Annotated in this window: 12 protein-coding genes; 6 read left to right on the top strand and 6 right to left on the bottom strand. The window is 74.5% G+C overall.

The window, feature by feature from the left end; genetic code table 11:
* The gene (locus ACFVU9_RS27820) at nucleotides 1-324 is read left to right on the top strand and encodes a hypothetical protein (RefSeq protein ID WP_380441514.1); all 324 of its coding nucleotides are present in this window, start codon (nucleotides 1-3) and stop codon (nucleotides 322-324) included.
* A gap of 54 nt (nucleotides 325-378) precedes the next feature.
* Nucleotides 379-1,080, top strand: a complete 702-nt coding sequence (locus ACFVU9_RS27815) for a hypothetical protein (protein ID WP_387597917.1) — start codon at nucleotides 379-381, stop codon at nucleotides 1,078-1,080.
* 67 nt (nucleotides 1,081-1,147) lie between these two features.
* On the opposite strand, the gene ACFVU9_RS27810 is transcribed toward ACFVU9_RS27815, so the two are convergent.
* Nucleotides 1,148-2,314, bottom strand: coding sequence for a trypsin-like serine protease (locus ACFVU9_RS27810; RefSeq protein ID WP_380441510.1), 1,167 nt, complete (start codon nucleotides 2,312-2,314; stop codon nucleotides 1,148-1,150).
* A gap of 68 nt (nucleotides 2,315-2,382) precedes the next feature.
* Nucleotides 2,383-3,264, bottom strand: coding sequence for a hypothetical protein (locus ACFVU9_RS27805; RefSeq protein ID WP_387597913.1), 882 nt, complete (start codon nucleotides 3,262-3,264; stop codon nucleotides 2,383-2,385).
* 300 nt (nucleotides 3,265-3,564) lie between these two features.
* Here ACFVU9_RS27805 and ACFVU9_RS27800 point away from each other — a divergent pair, with 300 nt between their 5' ends.
* Nucleotides 3,565-5,889, top strand: coding sequence for an ATP-binding protein (locus tag ACFVU9_RS27800; protein WP_387597910.1), 2,325 nt, complete (start codon nucleotides 3,565-3,567; stop codon nucleotides 5,887-5,889).
* 131 nt (nucleotides 5,890-6,020) lie between these two features.
* On the opposite strand, the gene pntB is transcribed toward ACFVU9_RS27800, so the two are convergent.
* Together pntB and ACFVU9_RS27790 are read right to left on the bottom strand one after the other, a co-directional pair.
* Nucleotides 6,021-7,481 (bottom strand): Re/Si-specific NAD(P)(+) transhydrogenase subunit beta, encoded by a 1,461-nt coding sequence (gene pntB / locus ACFVU9_RS27795; RefSeq protein WP_380509208.1) that lies wholly within the window; start codon nucleotides 7,479-7,481, stop codon nucleotides 6,021-6,023.
* A gap of 5 nt (nucleotides 7,482-7,486) precedes the next feature.
* A complete protein-coding gene (locus ACFVU9_RS27790; RefSeq protein WP_387597907.1) occupies nucleotides 7,487-9,124 on the bottom strand; it encodes a Re/Si-specific NAD(P)(+) transhydrogenase subunit alpha in 1,638 nt (545 codons plus the stop codon).
* Nucleotides 9,125-9,377: 253 nt separating this feature from the next.
* On the opposite strand from ACFVU9_RS27790, the gene ACFVU9_RS27785 reads away from it, so the two are divergent.
* Nucleotides 9,378-11,156 (top strand): gamma-glutamyltransferase family protein, encoded by a 1,779-nt coding sequence (locus ACFVU9_RS27785; RefSeq protein WP_387597904.1) that lies wholly within the window; start codon nucleotides 9,378-9,380, stop codon nucleotides 11,154-11,156.
* Between the two features lie 178 nt (nucleotides 11,157-11,334).
* On the opposite strand, the gene ACFVU9_RS27780 is transcribed toward ACFVU9_RS27785, so the two are convergent.
* Complete coding sequence (locus ACFVU9_RS27780; RefSeq protein ID WP_387597901.1) at nucleotides 11,335-14,196, bottom strand: hypothetical protein; 2,862 nt, start codon at nucleotides 14,194-14,196, stop codon at nucleotides 11,335-11,337.
* A 467-nt stretch (nucleotides 14,197-14,663) separates the two neighbouring features.
* Here ACFVU9_RS27780 and ACFVU9_RS27775 point away from each other — a divergent pair, with 467 nt between their 5' ends.
* Nucleotides 14,664-15,605 carry a hypothetical protein gene (locus ACFVU9_RS27775; RefSeq protein ID WP_387597898.1) on the top strand — a complete coding sequence of 314 codons (942 nt, stop codon included), beginning with the start codon at nucleotides 14,664-14,666 and terminating at the stop codon, nucleotides 15,603-15,605.
* A complete protein-coding gene (locus tag ACFVU9_RS27770; protein WP_387597896.1) occupies nucleotides 15,602-15,871 on the top strand; it encodes a hypothetical protein in 270 nt (89 codons plus the stop codon). The genes ACFVU9_RS27775 and ACFVU9_RS27770 overlap by 4 nt, the downstream gene beginning before the upstream one ends.
* Nucleotides 15,872-16,195: 324 nt before the next feature.
* On the opposite strand, the gene ACFVU9_RS27765 is transcribed toward ACFVU9_RS27770, so the two are convergent.
* Complete coding sequence (locus ACFVU9_RS27765; RefSeq protein ID WP_387597893.1) at nucleotides 16,196-17,509, bottom strand: phage tail sheath family protein; 1,314 nt, start codon at nucleotides 17,507-17,509, stop codon at nucleotides 16,196-16,198.
* Nucleotides 17,510-17,678: the final 169 nt, after the last annotated feature.

The following is a 17,678-nucleotide window of genomic DNA, read 5'->3' as shown; positions in this document are numbered from 1 at the left end:
ATGCGCACGTACTCGCCGGCCGCCGCCGCCCTGAACCTGCTGCTGGGGCTGCCCGCCGTCGTGCCGGTCTGGCTGCTCTGGTACTTCGCCGCCAACTGGCCGCTCGCCGCCCTGGGTTGGACCACGCGGGAGCCGACCGAGAACGACGGCGTCCTGCCGATGCTGCTGGTCCTGGTCCCGGTGGTGGGGGTGTTCACGCTGCTGTGGTGGCTCGCCAACCGGGCCGTGCGGCGGCGGACGGCCCCGGGCTCGGGCCGGGCGTACTGGCCGGTCAGCGCGCTGCTGCTGCTCGTGCCCACGCTCGTGCTGATCGTCGTTCTGTAGCAGACGGCGTACCGGAAGACGGAAGACATAGGGGGACACAAGGAAATGGAAGACGTGCAGATCGGATTCACGCGGCGGGCCGCGGTCAAGGGTGCCGCCGTCGTCGGCGCGGCCACGGCCCTGGGCGCGCTGCTCCCCGGCACCGCCTCGGCGGCGCCGTCGAAGGGGACGGCCGAGCCGGGCGTCCCGGCGAAGAAGCTCCCGACCAGTGCCAACGGCTGGACGATCGAGAAGGAGGCGAACCACGTCTCCACGGTCTGGACCCGCCCGGTGGCCGGCACGGGCCTCACCGTCGACATCCGGATCGGTGACGCGGAGGAGATCCTCGTCCACGTGATCCGGCGCTTCCACTACGAGGTGGAGGAGCTCCCGAGCGGCGACCTGCTCGGCTGGCAGGCGATCGGCGGCCTGCGCGCGGGCGCCGCGGAGTCGAACCTCGCCTCCGGCACCGCCGTGCGCATCCGCCCCGGCGCCTCGGCGAAGGGCGGGCTCTTCGCCCACCAGGAGCTGGTGCTGCGGGACATCCTCGCCGAGTGCGAGGGCGTCGTGCGCTGGGGCGGGGACGACGCCGAGGTGGACGAGTCGCTGTTCTACCTCGTCCCCGGCCCGGAGGACCGCCGGGTGCGGCAGTTGGCCGACCGCCTGCGCGGCTGGGGCGCCCGTCCCGGCGAGGGTGCGGGCACCCCGGTGGACGTGCTCGCCCCGGCCCGCCGCAGCGAGGCCGACCGGCTCGCCCGGGCGCAGCGCGCGTCCTGACGGTCCGTCAACGCGGCCCGGCCCGCCGTCGCGCAGGGGCGACGGCGGGCCGGGCGTCCGTGAGGGGTCACCAGAACTGCTGGTTGGTCCATCCGTTGCAGTCCCACAGCTGGACCTTCATCCCGTTGTGGTAGCCGCCGGATATGTCCGCGTCGAGGCACTTGTTGTTGTAGGCGCTCTTGATCGTGTAGCCGTCGATGATCCAGGTCTCGTTCGGGGCGGTCCAGGTGTGGCAGGGCTGGAGAAGCACCGGCATCCCGTTGTAGCTCCCGTGGCTGATGTCGGCGCTCATGCAGTAGTTGTTGCGGTCGTTGAAGATGTGGTCCTTCAGCGTGTACCAGAACTGGTTGCGCCAGCCGTTGCAGTCCCAGAGCTGGACCTTCATCCCCGGGACGTGGTCGCCGTTGGCGACGTCCCCGTCCATGCACTTGCCGTTGACGTAGAAGGGCGCGTGGTCGCGGTCCTCCTTCATCTGCTGGATCCAGTTGGAGAACGCGGCGACCCGGGTGTAGGTGCCGGGGTAGCCGGCCTGGTCGCAGCCGTTGTTGCCGCCGCCGGAGATGATCCCGATGACCCAGCCGTTGCGGATCAGCGGACCGCCGCTGTCGCCGTTGCAGGCGTCGTGCTTGGCGTCGCCGGCGCAGATCATCTGGCCGACCCGGTACATGCCGCCGTAGGGGCGGGTGCAGGCCGAGTCCGGCAGGATCGGGACCATCGACGAGCGGAGCCGCTCCCGGGGGTCGCCGTGGCTGTCGACGTTCTCCAGTGACCAGCCGAGGATCAGGCCCTGCCCGCTGAGGGTCTCGTCGGCCGGGATGTGCGCGAACGGGATCGTCGGCACGCCGACCATCGAGTTCTGCAGCGTCACCACGGCGACGTCGCCCTGGTGGATGTCGTACGTCTTCCAGGGACCGGTCTCCTGGTCGGGGTAGAACTGGGGGCTGATGTCGATCCGGGCGATGCGGTAGGCGGTGCCGCCCTGGAGGATGTTCGTCTGCCCCTGCACGACCGCGGAGTGGTCGATCTTGCTCTGGTACTCCCGGCCGCAGTGCCCGGCCGTCAGGACCTTGTCCGGCGCGATCAGGACGCCGCCGCAGCTGTAGCTGAAGAGCGGGTACTTGCTGGTGTCCTGGAAGTGGACCATCCACGGGTACTGCCCCGTCGTGGCCGGTCCGCCGCCGGTGACCGCCGTCGCGGGGGTCGCGATCCCGGCGAAGGCCAGCGTCAGCAGCATCGAGACGGCGACCACTGCTGCCCGGAGTGCCCTCCGTGCGAGGGAGTTCGGTGCTTTCGTCCTGGTGATCACCGGCAGTACCCCCCGGAGTACTCGGACGCCGGGAAGACCGGCGCCAGGGACTTGACCTTCACGCACTTGTGGTCGCTGTCGGCGTTCCACGCCACCCGGGAGATGTTCCCGGCGACCATGGCGCCGATCAGGTTGAACGGCGGCGGGGCGAACGCGAACATGGCCGCGGTGAAGCCCGCGTCGGAGGCCATGTGCGAGGTCTCGTTGCGGTTGAAGTACACCGTGCCGGTGATCCAGCCCCAGGTGTAGTGCGGGTCGGCCACGACCGGGAACGCGGCGCCGCGGGTGTCGACGTGCTGGGTGACGGTGTCACCGTCGACCGTATAACTGGTCGGCAGCGCACGGCCGTTGGCGTCGTACGCCCACGGCGCGCTGATCCGGCTGTCGGCCCGGCCGGTCGTCCGGTCGACCAGCAGGACGCCGCCGAGCGGATCGGCGACCAGCCGGCCGTCGAAGCCGTCGACGGTGAAGCTCACGTCGGTCGCGGCGCGCGCGGTGCGGAGCACGAAGACGTGCGAGACGGCGGTGGTGTCGGTGATGACGGCGCTGTCGGTGTCCGGCAGCGCGTCGGGCGACACCGCCACCTGCGAACGGACCTGCGAGGCCGCGCCCTTGGCGCCCTTCAGTGCGATCCGGGCGGGCGCCTGCGACTGCCCGGCCGCCCGTGACTGCTCGGCTGCCCGTGACTGCTCGGCCGCCGCCTCGGCCCTGGCCGAAGCGTGCCCGGTGGCGGGCAACAGGCCCTGGACGCGCCCGAGTTCGGCGAGCACCCGCTGCGTGGCCGGCGTCGCCGCGCCGGCCGGCTGGGCCAGCGCGAGGCCCGCGAGCCCGACCACGCCGGCGACACCCGCCGCCAGCGCGGACTTGATGCGTTTCACGATTCCCCCTGGTCTTCCTGGATCTCCTGGACTTCCTGGTCTTCCTGGTCCTCGGTGTGCGGTGCTGCCCCGGACGCCACGGGCACGGCGGGTGCCGCAGGTCTTGCGGGCCCGAGGGGTCCTTGGGATCCTTCGCGTACCGCCGGGTACCGGCATCCGGGCGGACACGAGTCTTGGCCCGGCGGGGTCGGCGGTCCATGGCGTAACCCCTGCGTTCGGCCTGCGTTCCCCGCGCCACGCCCTGGCATGGAACATGCCATAGTTGGCGGCGGCATCTCGGCGGGGGCGATGGGGGTTGTCGTGCGTTTCGGGGACATGGTGCGCGAATACCGGCTGCGCCTCGGGTGGACCCAGGAGGGCCTCGCCGAACGGTCGGGCGTCTCCACGCACGCGATCGGCATGCTGGAGGCGGGCCGGCGCAACCCCCGGCTGAAGTCGGTCGCCGCGCTCGCCGACGCGCTGGGGCTGGCAGACGGCGACCGGGCCGAACTGATCGCCGCGGCCCGGGCGGAGCCGGCCCGTGCGGAGCCGGCCGGGCCCCGGACGGACGCCGGCGCCAACGCCGGCGCCAACGCCGGCGCCAACGCCGGCGCCAACGCCGGTGCCGACGTCGAGACCGGCGCGCCACGCCCGGCAGCCGTCCGGGCTCCCGCTCAACTCCCGGCGGACCTAGCGGACTTCACCAGCCGCACGGCAGCACTGGAAGCCGTCCGGCACGCGCTCGGCCGCGACGGCACCGCCGGGCGGACCCCGGTGCTCGTGGTCACCGGCCCCGGCGGGATCGGCAAGACCAGCCTCGCCGTGCACGCCGCACACGCGCACCGGGACCGCTACCCCGACGGCCAGCTGTTCGCCAACCTGCGCGGCGCCGACCAGGCGCCCGTACCCGCCGCCGAGGTCGCCGCGCGCCTCCTGCGGGCGCTCGGCGTGAGCCCCACCGACGTCCCCCCGGTACTCGACGAACGCGCCGCCCTCTACCGGAGCCTGCTGACCGGCCGGCGCGTCCTGATCGTGCTCGACGACGTGCTCGACGGCGCCCAGATCCGGCCCGTGCTCCCGGCCAGCAGCGGCTGCGCGGTGCTGCTCACCAGCCGCAGCCGGCTGCCCGAACTCGACTGCGTGGAGCGGATCGAGCTCGCCGCGTTCACCGACACCGAGGCCAGGGACCTGCTCGGCCGCATCGCCGACCCCGCCGTGCTGTCCTCGGAACCGGACGCGACCACCGAACTGCTCGCCCACTGCGCCGGCCTGCCGCTCGCGCTGCGCATCACGGGCAGCCGGCTCGTCACCGAACCCGGCCGCACGGTGCGGATGCTGGCCGAGCGGCTCGCCGACGCGCGCGGACGGCTGGACGAACTCCGGGTCGGCGACCGCGCGGTGCGGGTCAGTTTCGAGGCCAGCTACGCCCACCTCGCCCCCGACCAGGCCGCCGCGTTCCGGCTGCTGGCCCTGGTGCCCGGCCGGTCGGTCGGGGTGCCGGCCGCCGCCGCGCTGCTGGACCGCGACCCGGCGCCCAGCGAACGGCTCCTCGCCGAACTGACCGCCCACCACCTGCTCCAGGCGCCCGAGTCCGGCCGCTACGGCTTCCACGACCTCATCCGGCTCTACGCCCAGGAGCGCGCCCGCAATGAGGACGCCCCGGCCGGGCGCCTCGCCGCCGAACGGCGCCTCGCGCTCTGGTACCTGCACGCCTCCCGCCGGGCCGGGATGCTCCTCGTGCCGCACGCCCGCCTCGCCCCCGCCGCACCGCCCCCGCCCGGCCTGCCGCAGCCGGACTTCGACGGCGCCGAGGCGGCCATGGCCTGGTACGAGACCGAACGCGCCAACCTCGTCGACCTCGTGCGGCACGCCGCCGGCCGGGACGACGACCCGCTGTGCTGGCAACTCGCCCACAGCCTCTGGCCGTTCTTCACCCTGCGCAAGTACTGGGGGGACTGGAACAACGCCACCGGGCTCGCCCTCGACCACGCCCGCCGCTCGGCGGACCGCACCGGCGAGGCCCTCATGCTCGTCCAGGCCGGCACCCTCGCCCACGCCCAGGGCGACTACCGCGAGGCCATCACCCGCTACCGGCACGCCGACGGCCTCCTCGGCGACGGCGACCCGGAGGCCACCGCCATGATCGAGGCCAACCTGGGCGTCAGCCACCGCCAGCTCCAGGACTACGAGACGGCCATCGGCCACCTCACCCGCGCCGCCGACGCCTTCCGCACCGCCGGCGACCGCTACGGCGAGGCCGTCTGCCTCCTCAACCTGATCCCCGCCTACCGTGTCCTCGGCCGGTCCGACCCCGCACTCGTCAACTGCCGCCTCGCGCTGGCCGCCTTCCAGGCGCTCGGCTCCCGCTACGGCGAGGGCCACGCCCTGCACGTCACCGCCCAAGTCCTCCAGGACACCGGCGACTTCGCGAGGGCCCTGGACCTGGCCGGGCAGGCCGTGGCGATCCGCGAGGACATCGGCGACCGCGACGGCACCGCGTCCGCGCTGGAACAGCTCGGCATCATCCGCCGGCACCTCGGCCAGGCCGCGGCCGCCGCCGAGGCGTGGCGCCGCAGCCTCGCCCTCTACGAGGAACTCGGCTCCCCGAAGGCCGAGAACGTCCGGCGGCTGCTGACGAAGGGCTGAGCGGGCGGTTCGTGCGGTGGGCGGGCGGGCCCGAGGGCGGGCCGGTGGGCCGGTGGGCGGACCGTCCGGGCCCGGTGCCCGGGCGGTCCGTCGCGTCCGTCGACCGGCCGCGTCCGCCGACCCGCCGTTCGCTAACCCGCCGCCGTCGTCTGGCGGACGGCGGCGGCCGGACCGCCGTGGCCCTCGGGCAGGGCCCGGAGGATCGCCTCCACGCTCTGCCGGGCGTCGCCGAACAGCATGCCGGTGTTCTCCCGGAAGAACAGCGGGTTCTGCACGCCGGCGTAGCCGGAGGCCATCGACCGCTTGAAGACGATCACCTGCTCCGCCTCCCACACCCGCAGCACGGGCATGCCGGCGATCGGGCTGGACGGATCGTCGGTGGCGGCCGGGTTGACGGTGTCGTTGGCGCCGATGACGAGGACGACCGAGGTCGCGGCGAGGTCGTCGTTGATCTCGTCCATCTCCAGGACGATGTCGTACGGCACCTTCGCCTCGGCCAGCAGGACGTTCATGTGCCCGGGCAGACGGCCCGCCACCGGGTGCACGCCGAACCGCACCCCGATCCCGCGCTCGCGCAGCCGCCGGGTCAGCTCCGCCACCGGGTGCTGCGCCTGGGCCACCGCCATGCCGTAGCCGGGCGTGATGACCACGGACCGGGCCGCGGCGAGCAGCCCGGCGGCCTCCTCCGCGCGGATCTCGCGGTGCTCGCCCTGCTCCTGCGCGGAGCCCGACGGAGCCTCGATGCCGAACCCGCCCGCGATGACCGACAGGAACGAGCGGTTCATGGCCTTGCACATGATGTACGACAGGTAGGCGCCGGAGGACCCGACCAGGGCCCCGGTGACGATCAGCAGGTCGTTGTCGAGCAGGAACCCGGCCGCCGCCGCTGCCCAGCCCGAGTAGCTGTTCAGCATGGAGACGACGACGGGCATGTCGCCGCCGCCGATCGAGGCGACGAGGTGCCAGCCCAGGGCGAGCGCCAGGACGGTGACCGCGATCATGAGGCCGAGACCCGGGCTGGCCGTGAACCAGGCCGTCAGCACCGCGAACGCGGCCAGCGCGCCCACGTTGAGCGCGTTCTTGCCCGGCAGCACCAGCGGGCGCGAGGCGATCCTGGCGGACAGCTTCAGGAAGGCCACGATCGAGCCGGTGAACGTGACCGCGCCGATGAACACGCCGATGAAGACCTCGGCGTGGTGGATGCCCAGCAGGTCCCCGGCCACCCGGGTCTGGGCGGACCCGTGGGACTCGACCTCCAGGTAGCCGTTCCAGCCGACCAGGACGGCGGCGAGGCCGACGAAGCTGTGCAGCACGGCGATGAGCTCGGGCATCTGCGTCATCTCGACCCGCCGCGCCCGCCACAGGCCCGCCGCCCCGCCGAGCACCATCGCGAGGACGATCAGCGCGACCGCGCCGGCGGAGACGTCCCGCGCCGCCAGCACGACGGTGGCGACCAGGGCGAGGGCCATGCCGGCGATGCCGTAGACGACGCCTGCCCGGGAGGTCCGGTGCTGGGACAGCCCGGCCAGGCTGAGGACGAACAGCAGCGCGGCGACCAGGTCCGCGGCGTGGGAGGCCGTCGTGGAAGTCATCGGACTCAACGCCTTTCGGAGGACGGCTGGGACGACGGGGACGACTGGGACGGCTGGGAGGTGGGGGAGATCGAGAACATCGACAGCATGCGGCGGGTGACGGCGAAGCCGCCGAAGACGTTCACGCTCGTCAGCAGGACCGCCACGAAGGACAGCGCCGTCACGAGCCGGCTCTCGTGCCCGATCTGGAGCAGGGCACCGATCACCACGATCCCGGAGATCGCGTTCGTCACCGACATCAGTGGGGTGTGCAGGGCGTGGTGGACCTTGCCGATGACGTAGTAGCCGATGACCACGGCAAGTGCGAACACCGTGAAGTTCCGGGCCAGTTGGGCCGGCGCGAAGGCGATCAGGAGGAAGGTCGCCAGCATCCCGAGGCCGATCAGCCCGAAGCGCAGCGGCGGGGTGAGCCGGGACGGCTTCGGGCCGATCTGCGCGGCAGCCGCTTGGCCGGTGGCAGCGGCGGTGGTGGCTGTGCCGACGGTGGCGGCCGACACGGCCACGGGCGGCGGCGGCCAGGTGACCTCGCCCGCCCGGACGACCGTCACCGCCCGCTGCACCACGTCGTCGAAGTCGACGGCCAGCCGCCCGTCCCCGCCCGGCGTCAGCAGCTTCAGCAGGTTCACCAGGTTGGTGCCGAACAGCTGCGAGGCCTGGGCGGGCAGCCGGGCCGTCAGGTCGGTGTAGCCGATGATGGTGACCCCGTTGTCGGTGACCACGGCGCGTCCGGGCACGGTGCCCTCGACGTTGCCGCCCTGCGCCGCGGCCATGTCGACGATGACGCTGCCCGGCCGCATCGCCGCCACGTCCTCGGCCGTGAGCAGCCGGGGCGCCGGCCTGCCGGGGATCAGCGCGGTCGTGACGACGATGTCCACGTCCCGCGCCTGCTCGTGGTAGAGCGCGGCGGCGGCCCGGTCGTACTCGGCCGACGTCGCCCTGGCGTAGCCGTCCGAGCCCGCCTCCTGGGCGACCTCCACGGCCAGGTACTCGCCGCCCAACGACCTAACCTGGTCGGCGACTTCGGGCCGCGGATCGGTCGCCCGGACGATCGCGCCGAGGCTGGACGCCGCACCGATCGCGGCCAGCCCGGCCACACCGGCGCCCGCCACCAGGACCTTGGCCGGCGGCACCTTGCCCGCGGCGGTGACCTGCCCGGTGAAGAACCGCCCGAACACGTGGGCCGCCTCGATCACCGCCCGGTACCCGGCGATGTTGGCCATCGAGCTGAGCACGTCCATCGACTGCGCCCGGGAGATCCGCGGGACCGCGTCCAGCGCCAGCGCGGTGACGCCGCGTGCCGACAGCGCCTTCAGCAGTTCGGGGCGCTGCGCCGGTGCGAGCAGGGCGACGAGGGTCGCGTCCTCACCCAACCGGGCGATCTCGTCGCCCGACGGCGGGTTGACCTTCAGGACGACCTCGGCCGCCCAGGCGTCGCCGATGCGCGCGCCGGCCTCGGCGTACGCCGCGTCGGTGAAGCCGGAGGCCGTCCCGGCCCCCGACTCGACGACGACCTCGTAGCCGAGCCCGAGCAACTGCCGCACCGTCGGTGGCGTCGCCGCGACGCGGGTCTCCCCGACGCTCGACTCGGCGACCACACCGACGCGCTGGGGTGGATGGTGGTGGACCGGCACCTGTGCAGACATGTCTGGTACCTCTCTTCGCCGGAGGCGCTGCGGACCGGAGCAACTGCGATCGAGGGGGAGTCGGGATCCCCGCCCGGTGGTCGCTGGAACGTACACCTACCCACCCTGCGGGCCCATGGAGCGAACCAGTGACGATCCTCACCCTCCGGAGCAGCGCGGCTCCGGGCGGTGGCGGTGGTGACAGGACGGTCGGCAGTGGACACGATGGGTGCCAACCGGAGACGGCGGGGGCTTCAGGATGGGAGGGGTACCGGTGTTCACGACTCGACCGACCTTGCAGGGGACGTTCGGGATGGTCTCGTCGACGCACTGGCTGGCGTCGGCGGCCGGCCAGGCGGTGCTGGAGGACGGCGGGAACGCGTTCGACGCGGCCGTGGCCGCCGCGTTCACGCTGCACGTCGTCGAACCGCACCTGAACGGGCCCGCGGGCGAGGTGCCGATCATCCTCGCGCCCGCGGACGGGCCGGTGCGGGTGCTGTGCGGGCAGGGGCCCGCGCCCGCCGGGGCGAGCATCGGGCACTACCGCTCGCTCGGCCTGTCCCTCGTCCCGGGGACGGGACCGCTGGCGGCCGCCGTGCCCGGGGCGTTCGACGCCTGGCTGCTCCTGCTGCGCGACCACGGCACCAAGCGGCTGGCGGAGGTCCTGCGGTTCGCCATCGGGTACGCCGAGCACGGGCACCCGGCGGTCGAGCGGATCGGGGCGACCGTCGAGACCGTCCGGGAGCTCTTCGAACGGGAGTGGACGAGCTCGGCGGAGCTCTACCTGCCCGGCGGGCACGCGCCGCGCCCCGGCGCGCTGCTCACCAACCCGCCGCTCGCCGCGACCTGGCGGCGCCTGGTCGCCGAGGCCGAGGCCGCCGGGAGCGGGCGCGAGGCGCAGATCGACGCGGCGCGCCGGGTCTGGCGGGAGGGCTTCATCGCCGAGGCACTGGCCGGCTTCGCGGCCCGTCCCGCGCTGGACACCTCCGGAGAGCGCCACGCGGGCACCCTGACCGGCGACGACCTCGCGGCCTTCGAAGCGCACTACGAGGAGCCGGTCACGCACACCTGGAACGGGTGGACGGTCGCCAAGCCGGGACCGTGGAGCCAGGGCCCGGTGTTCCTCCAGCAACTCGCCCTGCTGCCGGACGACTTCGGGACGCTGGACGGGGCCGAGTACGTCCACACACTCGTGGAGGGCACCAAGCTCGCCATGGCCGACCGCGAGGCCTGGTACGGCGACGCGTTCGGCGACGCCGCCGAGGTGCCGCTCAAGGCGCTCCTGTCGCCCGGGTACAACGACGACCGCCGTGCCCTGATCGGCGGCCGGGCGTCCTACGACCTGCGGCCCGGCAGCCCCGAGGGCCGTGCGCCCAGGCTCGCCGAGTACGCCCCCGCCGAGGCGGCGCCCGGCTCCGGCGAGCCCACCGTCGCCAGGGACGGCGGCACCCGCGGCGACACCTGCCACGTGGACGTCGTGGACCGCTGGGGCAACCTCGTCTCCGCCACCCCGAGCGGCGGCTGGCTCCAGTCCAACCCCGTCGTCCCGGGACTCGGCTTCCCGCTCGGCACCCGCCTCCAGATGGCCGCCCTCACCCCCGGACTGCCCAACTCCCTCACCCCCGGCCGCCGTCCGCGCACCACCCTCTCGCCGTCCCTCGCCCTGCGCGGCGACCGGCCCGTCCTCGCTTTCGGCACACCGGGCGGCGACCAGCAGGACCAGTGGAGCCTGCACTTCCTCCTCGCCCTCGCCCTGCGCCCGCCGATGCGCGGCGGGCTCGACCTCCAGGGCGCGATCGACGAGCCGAACTGGCACACCGAGAGCTTCCCGAGCTCCTTCTATCCGCGCGCCGGCCGGCCCGGCAGCCTCTTCGTCGAGTCCCGCCTCGGCCCGGACGTCATCGAGGGCCTGCGCCGGCGCGGCCACGACGTCACCGTCGGGGGCCCGTGGTCGGAGGGCCGCCTGTGCGCCGTCGCCCGCGACCCCGAGACCGGCGTCCTGTCGGCGGCCGCCAACCCGCGCGGCATGCAGGGCTACGCCGTGGGCAGGTGACGCCCACCCGAGGGACGTTCCAGGGGAGTTCCAGACGTTCCAGGGGCGATATCGGGGTGATCACCGCTGCTGCGCGCTGAACTCGACGGGGACCGGCGATGACCTGCCCTGCGTCCAGGCGCTCGTCAGCGCCGGGCCCGGCGGCCGAGGACCGGGCCGTCCGCCGGAGCCGGGCAGGTCACGGGCCGGCGCCGGGGCGGGCGGGCAGGGCGGTGCCGGGCGTCAGGCGGAAGCGTTCCGGTCCGGTGACCGGGCGGCGGTCGGCCGGGGCCGTGCCGTCGCGGCGCTCCAGCCAGGCCCGCAGGCGGTCCCGGGCACTGCGGTCGCGTGCGGCGTCGGCGGTGGCCGGGGGCGTGCTGGTGGTCTCGCGCAGCAGGACGCGGGCGGGGCGGGTCGTGCCGTCGCCGGGGACGGTGTCGAGGACGGTGAAGGTGGTGCCGGGGGAGAAGACGACCTGCGGTACCTCGCCGTCGGCGGCGAACACGGCCGTCCGGCGCCCGGTTGTCGACCACACGGCGAACTCCACCGGCGTGCCGAGGTCGGCCGCGGGTGACGAGACGCCGGTGACCGGCGCCGGCTCGACGAGGACCAGTCCCGGAGGGTAGGCGTCGAGGATCTCGGGCGGGACGTCGGCGCCGAGCAGCACCGCGCCGTGGTGGCTCGGCAGGCGGCGCAGGCCCGACGCCAGGCAGGCGAGGTAGGGCGCGAGCGGGCCGGGCGCGCCGCTGCGGGCCCCGGCGACCAGCGCGGCCGGGCCGGCGGGCACGTCGGCGCCCTCGTGGTGCAGCAGCACGGCGACCAGGTCGGGCTTGAGGTCGTCCCGGCCGGTCGAGCGCAGGCCCGGCAGGCGGGTGACGGCCGGTTCGACCCGGCCGGCGCCGCGCTGGTAGTGGTCGCCGAGGAGCGAGCGGAAGGCGTCCCGGTCGGCGGCGCTGCTCACGGGGGCGAGCGGCGGGACGTCGGCGGGGGTGAAGTAGCGGGCCGTGAGGGCGATCGGCTGGGCGGGTGCTTCGGGCTGCTCCGGCACCTCTGCGGCCTCTGCCACCTTGGGCGTCCCTGCCACCTCGGGCGCCTCTGCCACCTCCGGCTCCGCGGGCTCCTCCGGCTCCGGGGCCACGGGCGGTTCAGGCGTCGGGGCTGCGGCGGGCTCGGTGGGGGCGGCGGGTTCGGTGGAGGCGGTGGGCCGTTCGGCCGGGCGCTCGGTGGCGGGAGACCCGGCCGGAGCGGTGGCGCTCGCCGTCGCCTCCGCCGTCAATGGGCTCGCGGCGGTGGCCGGCCGGCTCGCCGGCGCCGCGCCACTGCTCGTGGCGAGTCCGGCGGGCGGGGCGGCCGGGGGAGCGAGCTCCGGATCGGCGGGTGTGACCCGTCCCGTCACGAACCCCTCGTTCCGGTGCGCCGGCAGGGCGAAGCGTTCCGGAACGTTCGGCGCGCTCGGGGTACCCGGCCTGCTCGGCCCGCTCGGCGTGCCGAGGCCGCCGCCCACCGCGTACGTCGTGGGGAGAGCCGGAGCCGGGAGACCGTTCTGCGTGCGGGCGGGCGGGTTGAGCCACACCAGGCCGTGCATCCGTGCGAAGAACCGGGCGCTGCTCTCGGACGCCGTGTCGACCAGGCCGTGTAGCAGCAGCCCGAAACCCCGTGCGCCGTCACCGGGCAACTGGTCCAGCAGGGCGGACAGTTGCTCCCACACGTCGTGCGGGATCAGTCGGGCCTGCTCGCCCACCACGAGCAGCGGGCGGGCCGGGTCCGGGCGCAGGAAGCGTGGCGCCCACGCGTACGGCGGCTCGGGGCGCAGCCAGAGCCCGGCCGGCACGGCCTCCAGGCACCAGAACGGGAAGGCGCGGAACAGTCCGGGGCCGACGGTGTCCCACCCGGCGCCGCCGTTGCGCCAGGCGGTGCTGACGGTGTCGTGACGGCTGCCGGAGGTCAGCCGGATCAGGTACGGCTCCCAGGTGGTGGCGCCGCGGTGGTCGAGCACCCGGGTGGTGAACGCGCCGTCGCCCGCGACCGGGAGGCCGACCGCGGCGTGCACGGGCCGGCCGAGCCGCTCGGCGAGCGTGCCGGACAGGGCGGCGAGCGCTCCCGGGTCCGCCCACGGCGCGCTCACGAGGAGCTGGTCGGAGCCGGTCGGCAGGGACAGCGCGGCGTCGGCGAACTCCTCGGGGGTCAGGACGGGTTGGGTGGGCGTGCCGACGAGCAGCGGCGTCGTGCCGGGCGGTGTCGCGAGCTGCTCCAGGAACGGCATCCCGGCCTCCGGGCGGGCCGTCGCGTGGCTGAGCCAGAAGCCGTTGGCGAGGCGCTGGACGACGACCGAGGCGGGCAGCGTGGTCGGGCGCGCCGCGGCGACCGTACGGGTGGGGACGGGGGTGGGGACGGGGACGGCGGGCGGCGGCCACGCGGCCGGCCCGGTGGCGCCCCACGCCGGACCGGCCGGCGCCGGCCACGTCGTCGGCTCGGGTTCGGGCGGCGCCTGGCCGGGTCCGACGGCGGTCGCCGCCTCGACGGTCTCCCGCAGCCGCCGCGGACGGCCGCCCGGCGGGCAACTCCACCACGCGGCGGGCTCGGTGGCACCCTCGGGCGCGGTCACCTTGAGGGTGCCGTCGGGCTGGATGGACACCAGACCGTCCGGGGCCACGACCGGCAGTCCGGCCTTGTCGGCGACCACCTCGGCGGGGCGCCGCCCACCCGGGCCCAGCGCGGCGAGACCGGAGGCGGCGAGGATCAGCCGGGCAGCGCCCCGGGTCCGGGCGATCAGCCCGAGCTCGGCCATCTGCTCGCGCAGCACCGGCGCGGCGTCGGCCGCCGCCGCCACGACGACGAGGGCGTCCGGCACCGGCCGCAGGCTGCCCATCGCCGCCGCCAGCTCGTCGTCGCCCACCTCACGCGGGGCGATGACGTAGTGCGGCCCGAACGGCCGCAGGATCGACCGCGACGGCCCCCGCCGCCCGGCCGGTACGGGCGGTGGAGCGGACGGCGCCCCACGACGGCCGAACCGGCGGCGCAGAGCCGGTGCGGACGAGGCCCCGGACTGCGGCGCACTCATCGCGCCACCCGGCCGGCGGGCGGTATCGCGGGCGCCGGGCGCCGGCACGTGATCGGCGTTCCGGCGGCGCGCCGGCCGGCGTCCGTCTGCCGGTGGGGCGGGAAGGGCGCTCCGGCGACGGCGCGGACCACGTCCGTCGGCCGGTGCGTACGCCCGGCCCGGGCGGAGGTCCGGTGAGGTTCCACCTCGGCCATCGGCGTACGCCTCCCCTGATCGTTCGTCGGGACCCACCCGGTCGGTGCCCCGCCCAGCTATACGGCCCGCGCCCGCCCGGCGGTTCACCACCGGCCGGTCGCCGGCGCCCGGCCGGAGCCGCGGACCGGTGCCGCCCCGGCCGGGTGCGGGCGCCCATTCGTCCGACGTGACGCAGATCACGTCCCGATCCTCCGGATTCTTTGCCGTTGTGCCGTGCTCCCGTCCCCGGAAGTAGAGCCTGCTCGTACGAGTCGCAGAGGAGAGTCATCGCCGTGTGCATCGACGGTGTGTGCATCGAGTTCCGGCCGGGCCCGGGGCTGCCCCGGCAGTTCCTGACCGACGTGAACTACCGAGGGGCCGACCGGCGCGGGCGGGAGCGCTGCCAGTCGGTGCTGGTCGTGCCCGGCGCGGACCGGGCAGACCCGCACCTGATCATCAAGCTGCTGTACATCACCAGGAACCGGCCCGCGCAGATGCTTCGGATCTTCGGGTTCGACGACGTGGCGGACGCCATGACGACGGCCGGTCTGGACACCGCACTCGCCGAGGTGCCGCCCGCTTCGGTCGCTGTCCTGCTGATCGGTCTGGCCAGGTCGATCAGGCACCTCGGCTCCCCGCCACCGCCGCCCGCCCGGGCGGCTCTCGTCGCGGCCCTGGCCGCCCGCTTCGCGGCCCTCGTGGGAGACCTCGAAGGCGTGGACGACTTCACCCGCAGGGTGCTCGGCAGGGCGCGGCCGGAGGAGTGGCGAGAGGGAGTGATCGACGCGCTCCTGGGCGATTGGGTGGACGGCCTCGGGGACTGCCGCAGCGATCCCGAGCTGGTGGCGCTCCTCGACCGTTGCGCGAAGGAGGAACGCAAACGGTGGCTGCCGTTGTGGAACCGGGGGACGAGGAACGGCCCCACCCGGCTGACCAGCGTCACGATCGGCGCGGGCGTGACCCTGGAGGACGCGCTCACCGACCACCGCAGCGCCGAGGACGTGGTCCTGCGGCACGAGTTCGACGACGAGCGGATCGGAGCGGTCCTGCGCGGCCTGACCGCCGACGAGGCCGCCGTCGCCGTCCGGCTCGCGCGGGACGGCGGGAGCTGGCTCCAGGCGGCCGTCGAAGCGGGCCTGCCGCCCTCGTACGGCGACCGGGTGCGCCGAAAGCTCCGGCGCCGGGGCGCCCTCCACGCCGAGCGCACCGCCGCGGCCGCGAGGACGGCCCGATGAGCGACCTGTTGCGAGCCGCGTTGCCCGAGTTCCTCGCGGGCCTCGCCACGGCTGCCGTCGTCGCGGTCCTCCGGGCGTTCCGGAACCGGTGGCGACGGCCGGCCCGTCGTCCCGACGTCGGCCTCGGCGTCGAAGCCGAGGCCGAGAGCGGACGCCGGACGCCGGCGGCGACGCCGGGTCCGGGCACGCGGCCGGGCGGGAGCGGCCGGTTACCGCAGCCGGAACAGGGCCACCGCTTCGTCGATCCGCCCGAGCTCCAGGAGTAGCCCCGCCAAGGTGCGGCGGTGCCAGGAACGGGCGGGGCCCAGGAGGTCCACGGCTTCCTCCGGGCGCCCGCCTCGGCGATCAGCTCTGCCAACTCCCTCGCCACGAACGGGGAATCGGCATCCAGTCACGGTACCCGCCACGGGCCCGGCGGCCGAATCCGGCGGCGTTCACGATCGCGCGCCATACTGCCCGGCCGCCGAGGAGCCTCCGGCCGGCCACCGGAGCAGGAAGTCGGCCGGTCCGCCTTCCTGCTCGGGCCGGGAGCCGGGAGCCGGGAGCCGCGAGCCGCGAGCCGCGCAACGGCGGGGCGGACAGGTGTGCCGTCAGGTGGCCTTGGGGGCCTCTCCGGACTGTCCCGCGATCTGGGTGATGGTGAAGTGGACGAACTCGGCGGGGCGCACGGGTGCGACGCCGATGTCGCAGATGACCTTGCCGTCGTCGATGGTCTTGGGTGTGTTGTTGGTGTCGTCGCAGATCACATAGAACGCCTCGTCCGGCGTGCGTCCCACGAGGGCGCCCTGCCGCCACTGGTCGGTGAGGAAGGAGGACACGGAGTGCCGCAGTGTCGCCCACAGCCGTTCGTCATTGGGCTCGAACACCGCCCAGGTCGAGGACTGGTGGACGGAGTCGGCGAGGTAGGACACGAGGCGGCGGACGTTGAGGTAGCGCCAGTCGCGTGTGGTCGACCTGGTACGAGCGCCCCATACGAGCAGGCCCCGGTCCGGGAAGAGCCGCAGGCAGTTGACGCCCTTCGCGTTCAGCTCCCCGTGCTGGTCGTCCGTGAGGACGGTCTGGAGTTTGAGTGCGCCGCGGAGGTTCTGGTTGGCGGGGGCCTTGAAGACGCCGCGTTCGGCGTCGGTGCGGGCCCAGACACCCGCCACGTGGCCGCAGGGCGGCACGGTGCGCTCGACGGCGTCGACGCCCGGGACCGTGATCCACGGGTAGTACAGGGCGGTGAAGGCGGCGTCGTCGGAGTCGCGCGAGCCGAGCGTGTCGGCGAAGGCCGCCGCCTCGGCCGGGGTCAGGCCGGGCGGCGGGTCGAGGATCGCCAGCCGGTTGCGCTGCTCGGTGCAGTGCTTGACGACCTGGGCCATCCTGCCGACGCCCTCGGCATGGTCGGGCGTCGGCGCCTCCTTCTCGGCGGAGGCGTCCGCGGTCATGTCCCAGAGGCTGGGGACGGCGACCATGGTGACCTCGGGAACGGTCTCCAGGGCGGCGAGGCCGGTGCGGGCGTCCGTGTTCCCCTTGAGCTCCTCGGGTGAGACGGCGCTCTGCGGGCTGGTGAAGCCGACCACGTAGCAGGTGCTCCCGCCGTTGGCGAAGAACCCGTAGACCGCTTCGGCCAGGGGCAGGCACCGTTGCAGCGTGTGGATCGCGGCCGGTTCGGTCGCGTCCGCGAGCTCCTTGGCGATTCCCTGGACGCTGTAGCGGGCGGCGAACTCCTGCCAGCTGCGGATCTTCTGCGGGACGACACGCTCGGCGTCGGTGAACGGCTCGGGGGCCGCGCTCGGATCGTCGTTGGCGGAGGCCTTCGTGTAACCGAGGAACGCCGGGACCGATGTGCTCGCCCCGGTGATCGTGCGTACTCCGCTGGGGAGCTCCGTCACGAAGACCCCTGGCGGGTTCTGACTGGGCATCCACACTCCTTGAGGTGAGAGGGCCGCTGCTGGTGCGAACGGCGAGTCCGTACCCACCCCAGCGCAGCGAGCTGCCCGGCCACTCCTCTGAGAGGGCAAACCACCGCTTCGAGTGAAGCCTCTGTGTGACTGACGGGTGGTCTGCCGCCGGCAGGCGGGTGGGCTTGAG

The organism is Kitasatospora sp. NPDC057936, assembly GCF_042887525.1.
Lineage (GTDB): Bacteria > Actinomycetota > Actinomycetes > Streptomycetales > Streptomycetaceae > Kitasatospora.
This window is presented reverse-complemented; position numbering and strand designations above follow the sequence as displayed.

Bases quoted from the DNA above. Each gene is read 5' to 3' on its own strand.
- ACFVU9_RS27820 (WP_380441514.1), top strand. From the start codon at position 1: ATGCGCACGTACTCGCCGGCCGCCGCCGCCCTGAACCTGCTGCTGGGG.
- ACFVU9_RS27810 (WP_380441510.1), bottom strand. From the start codon at position 2,314: ATGCTGCTGACGCTGGCCTTCGCCGGGATCGCGACCCCCGCGACGGCG.
- pntB (WP_380509208.1), bottom strand. From the start codon at position 7,481: ATGACTTCCACGACGGCCTCCCACGCCGCGGACCTGGTCGCCGCGCTG.
- ACFVU9_RS27790 (WP_387597907.1), bottom strand. From the start codon at position 9,124: ATGTCTGCACAGGTGCCGGTCCACCACCATCCACCCCAGCGCGTCGGT.
- ACFVU9_RS27780 (WP_387597901.1), bottom strand. From the start codon at position 14,196: ATGAGTGCGCCGCAGTCCGGGGCCTCGTCCGCACCGGCTCTGCGCCGC.
- ACFVU9_RS27770 (WP_387597896.1), top strand. From the start codon at position 15,602: ATGAGCGACCTGTTGCGAGCCGCGTTGCCCGAGTTCCTCGCGGGCCTC.
- ACFVU9_RS27765 (WP_387597893.1), bottom strand. From the start codon at position 17,509: ATGCCCAGTCAGAACCCGCCAGGGGTCTTCGTGACGGAGCTCCCCAGC.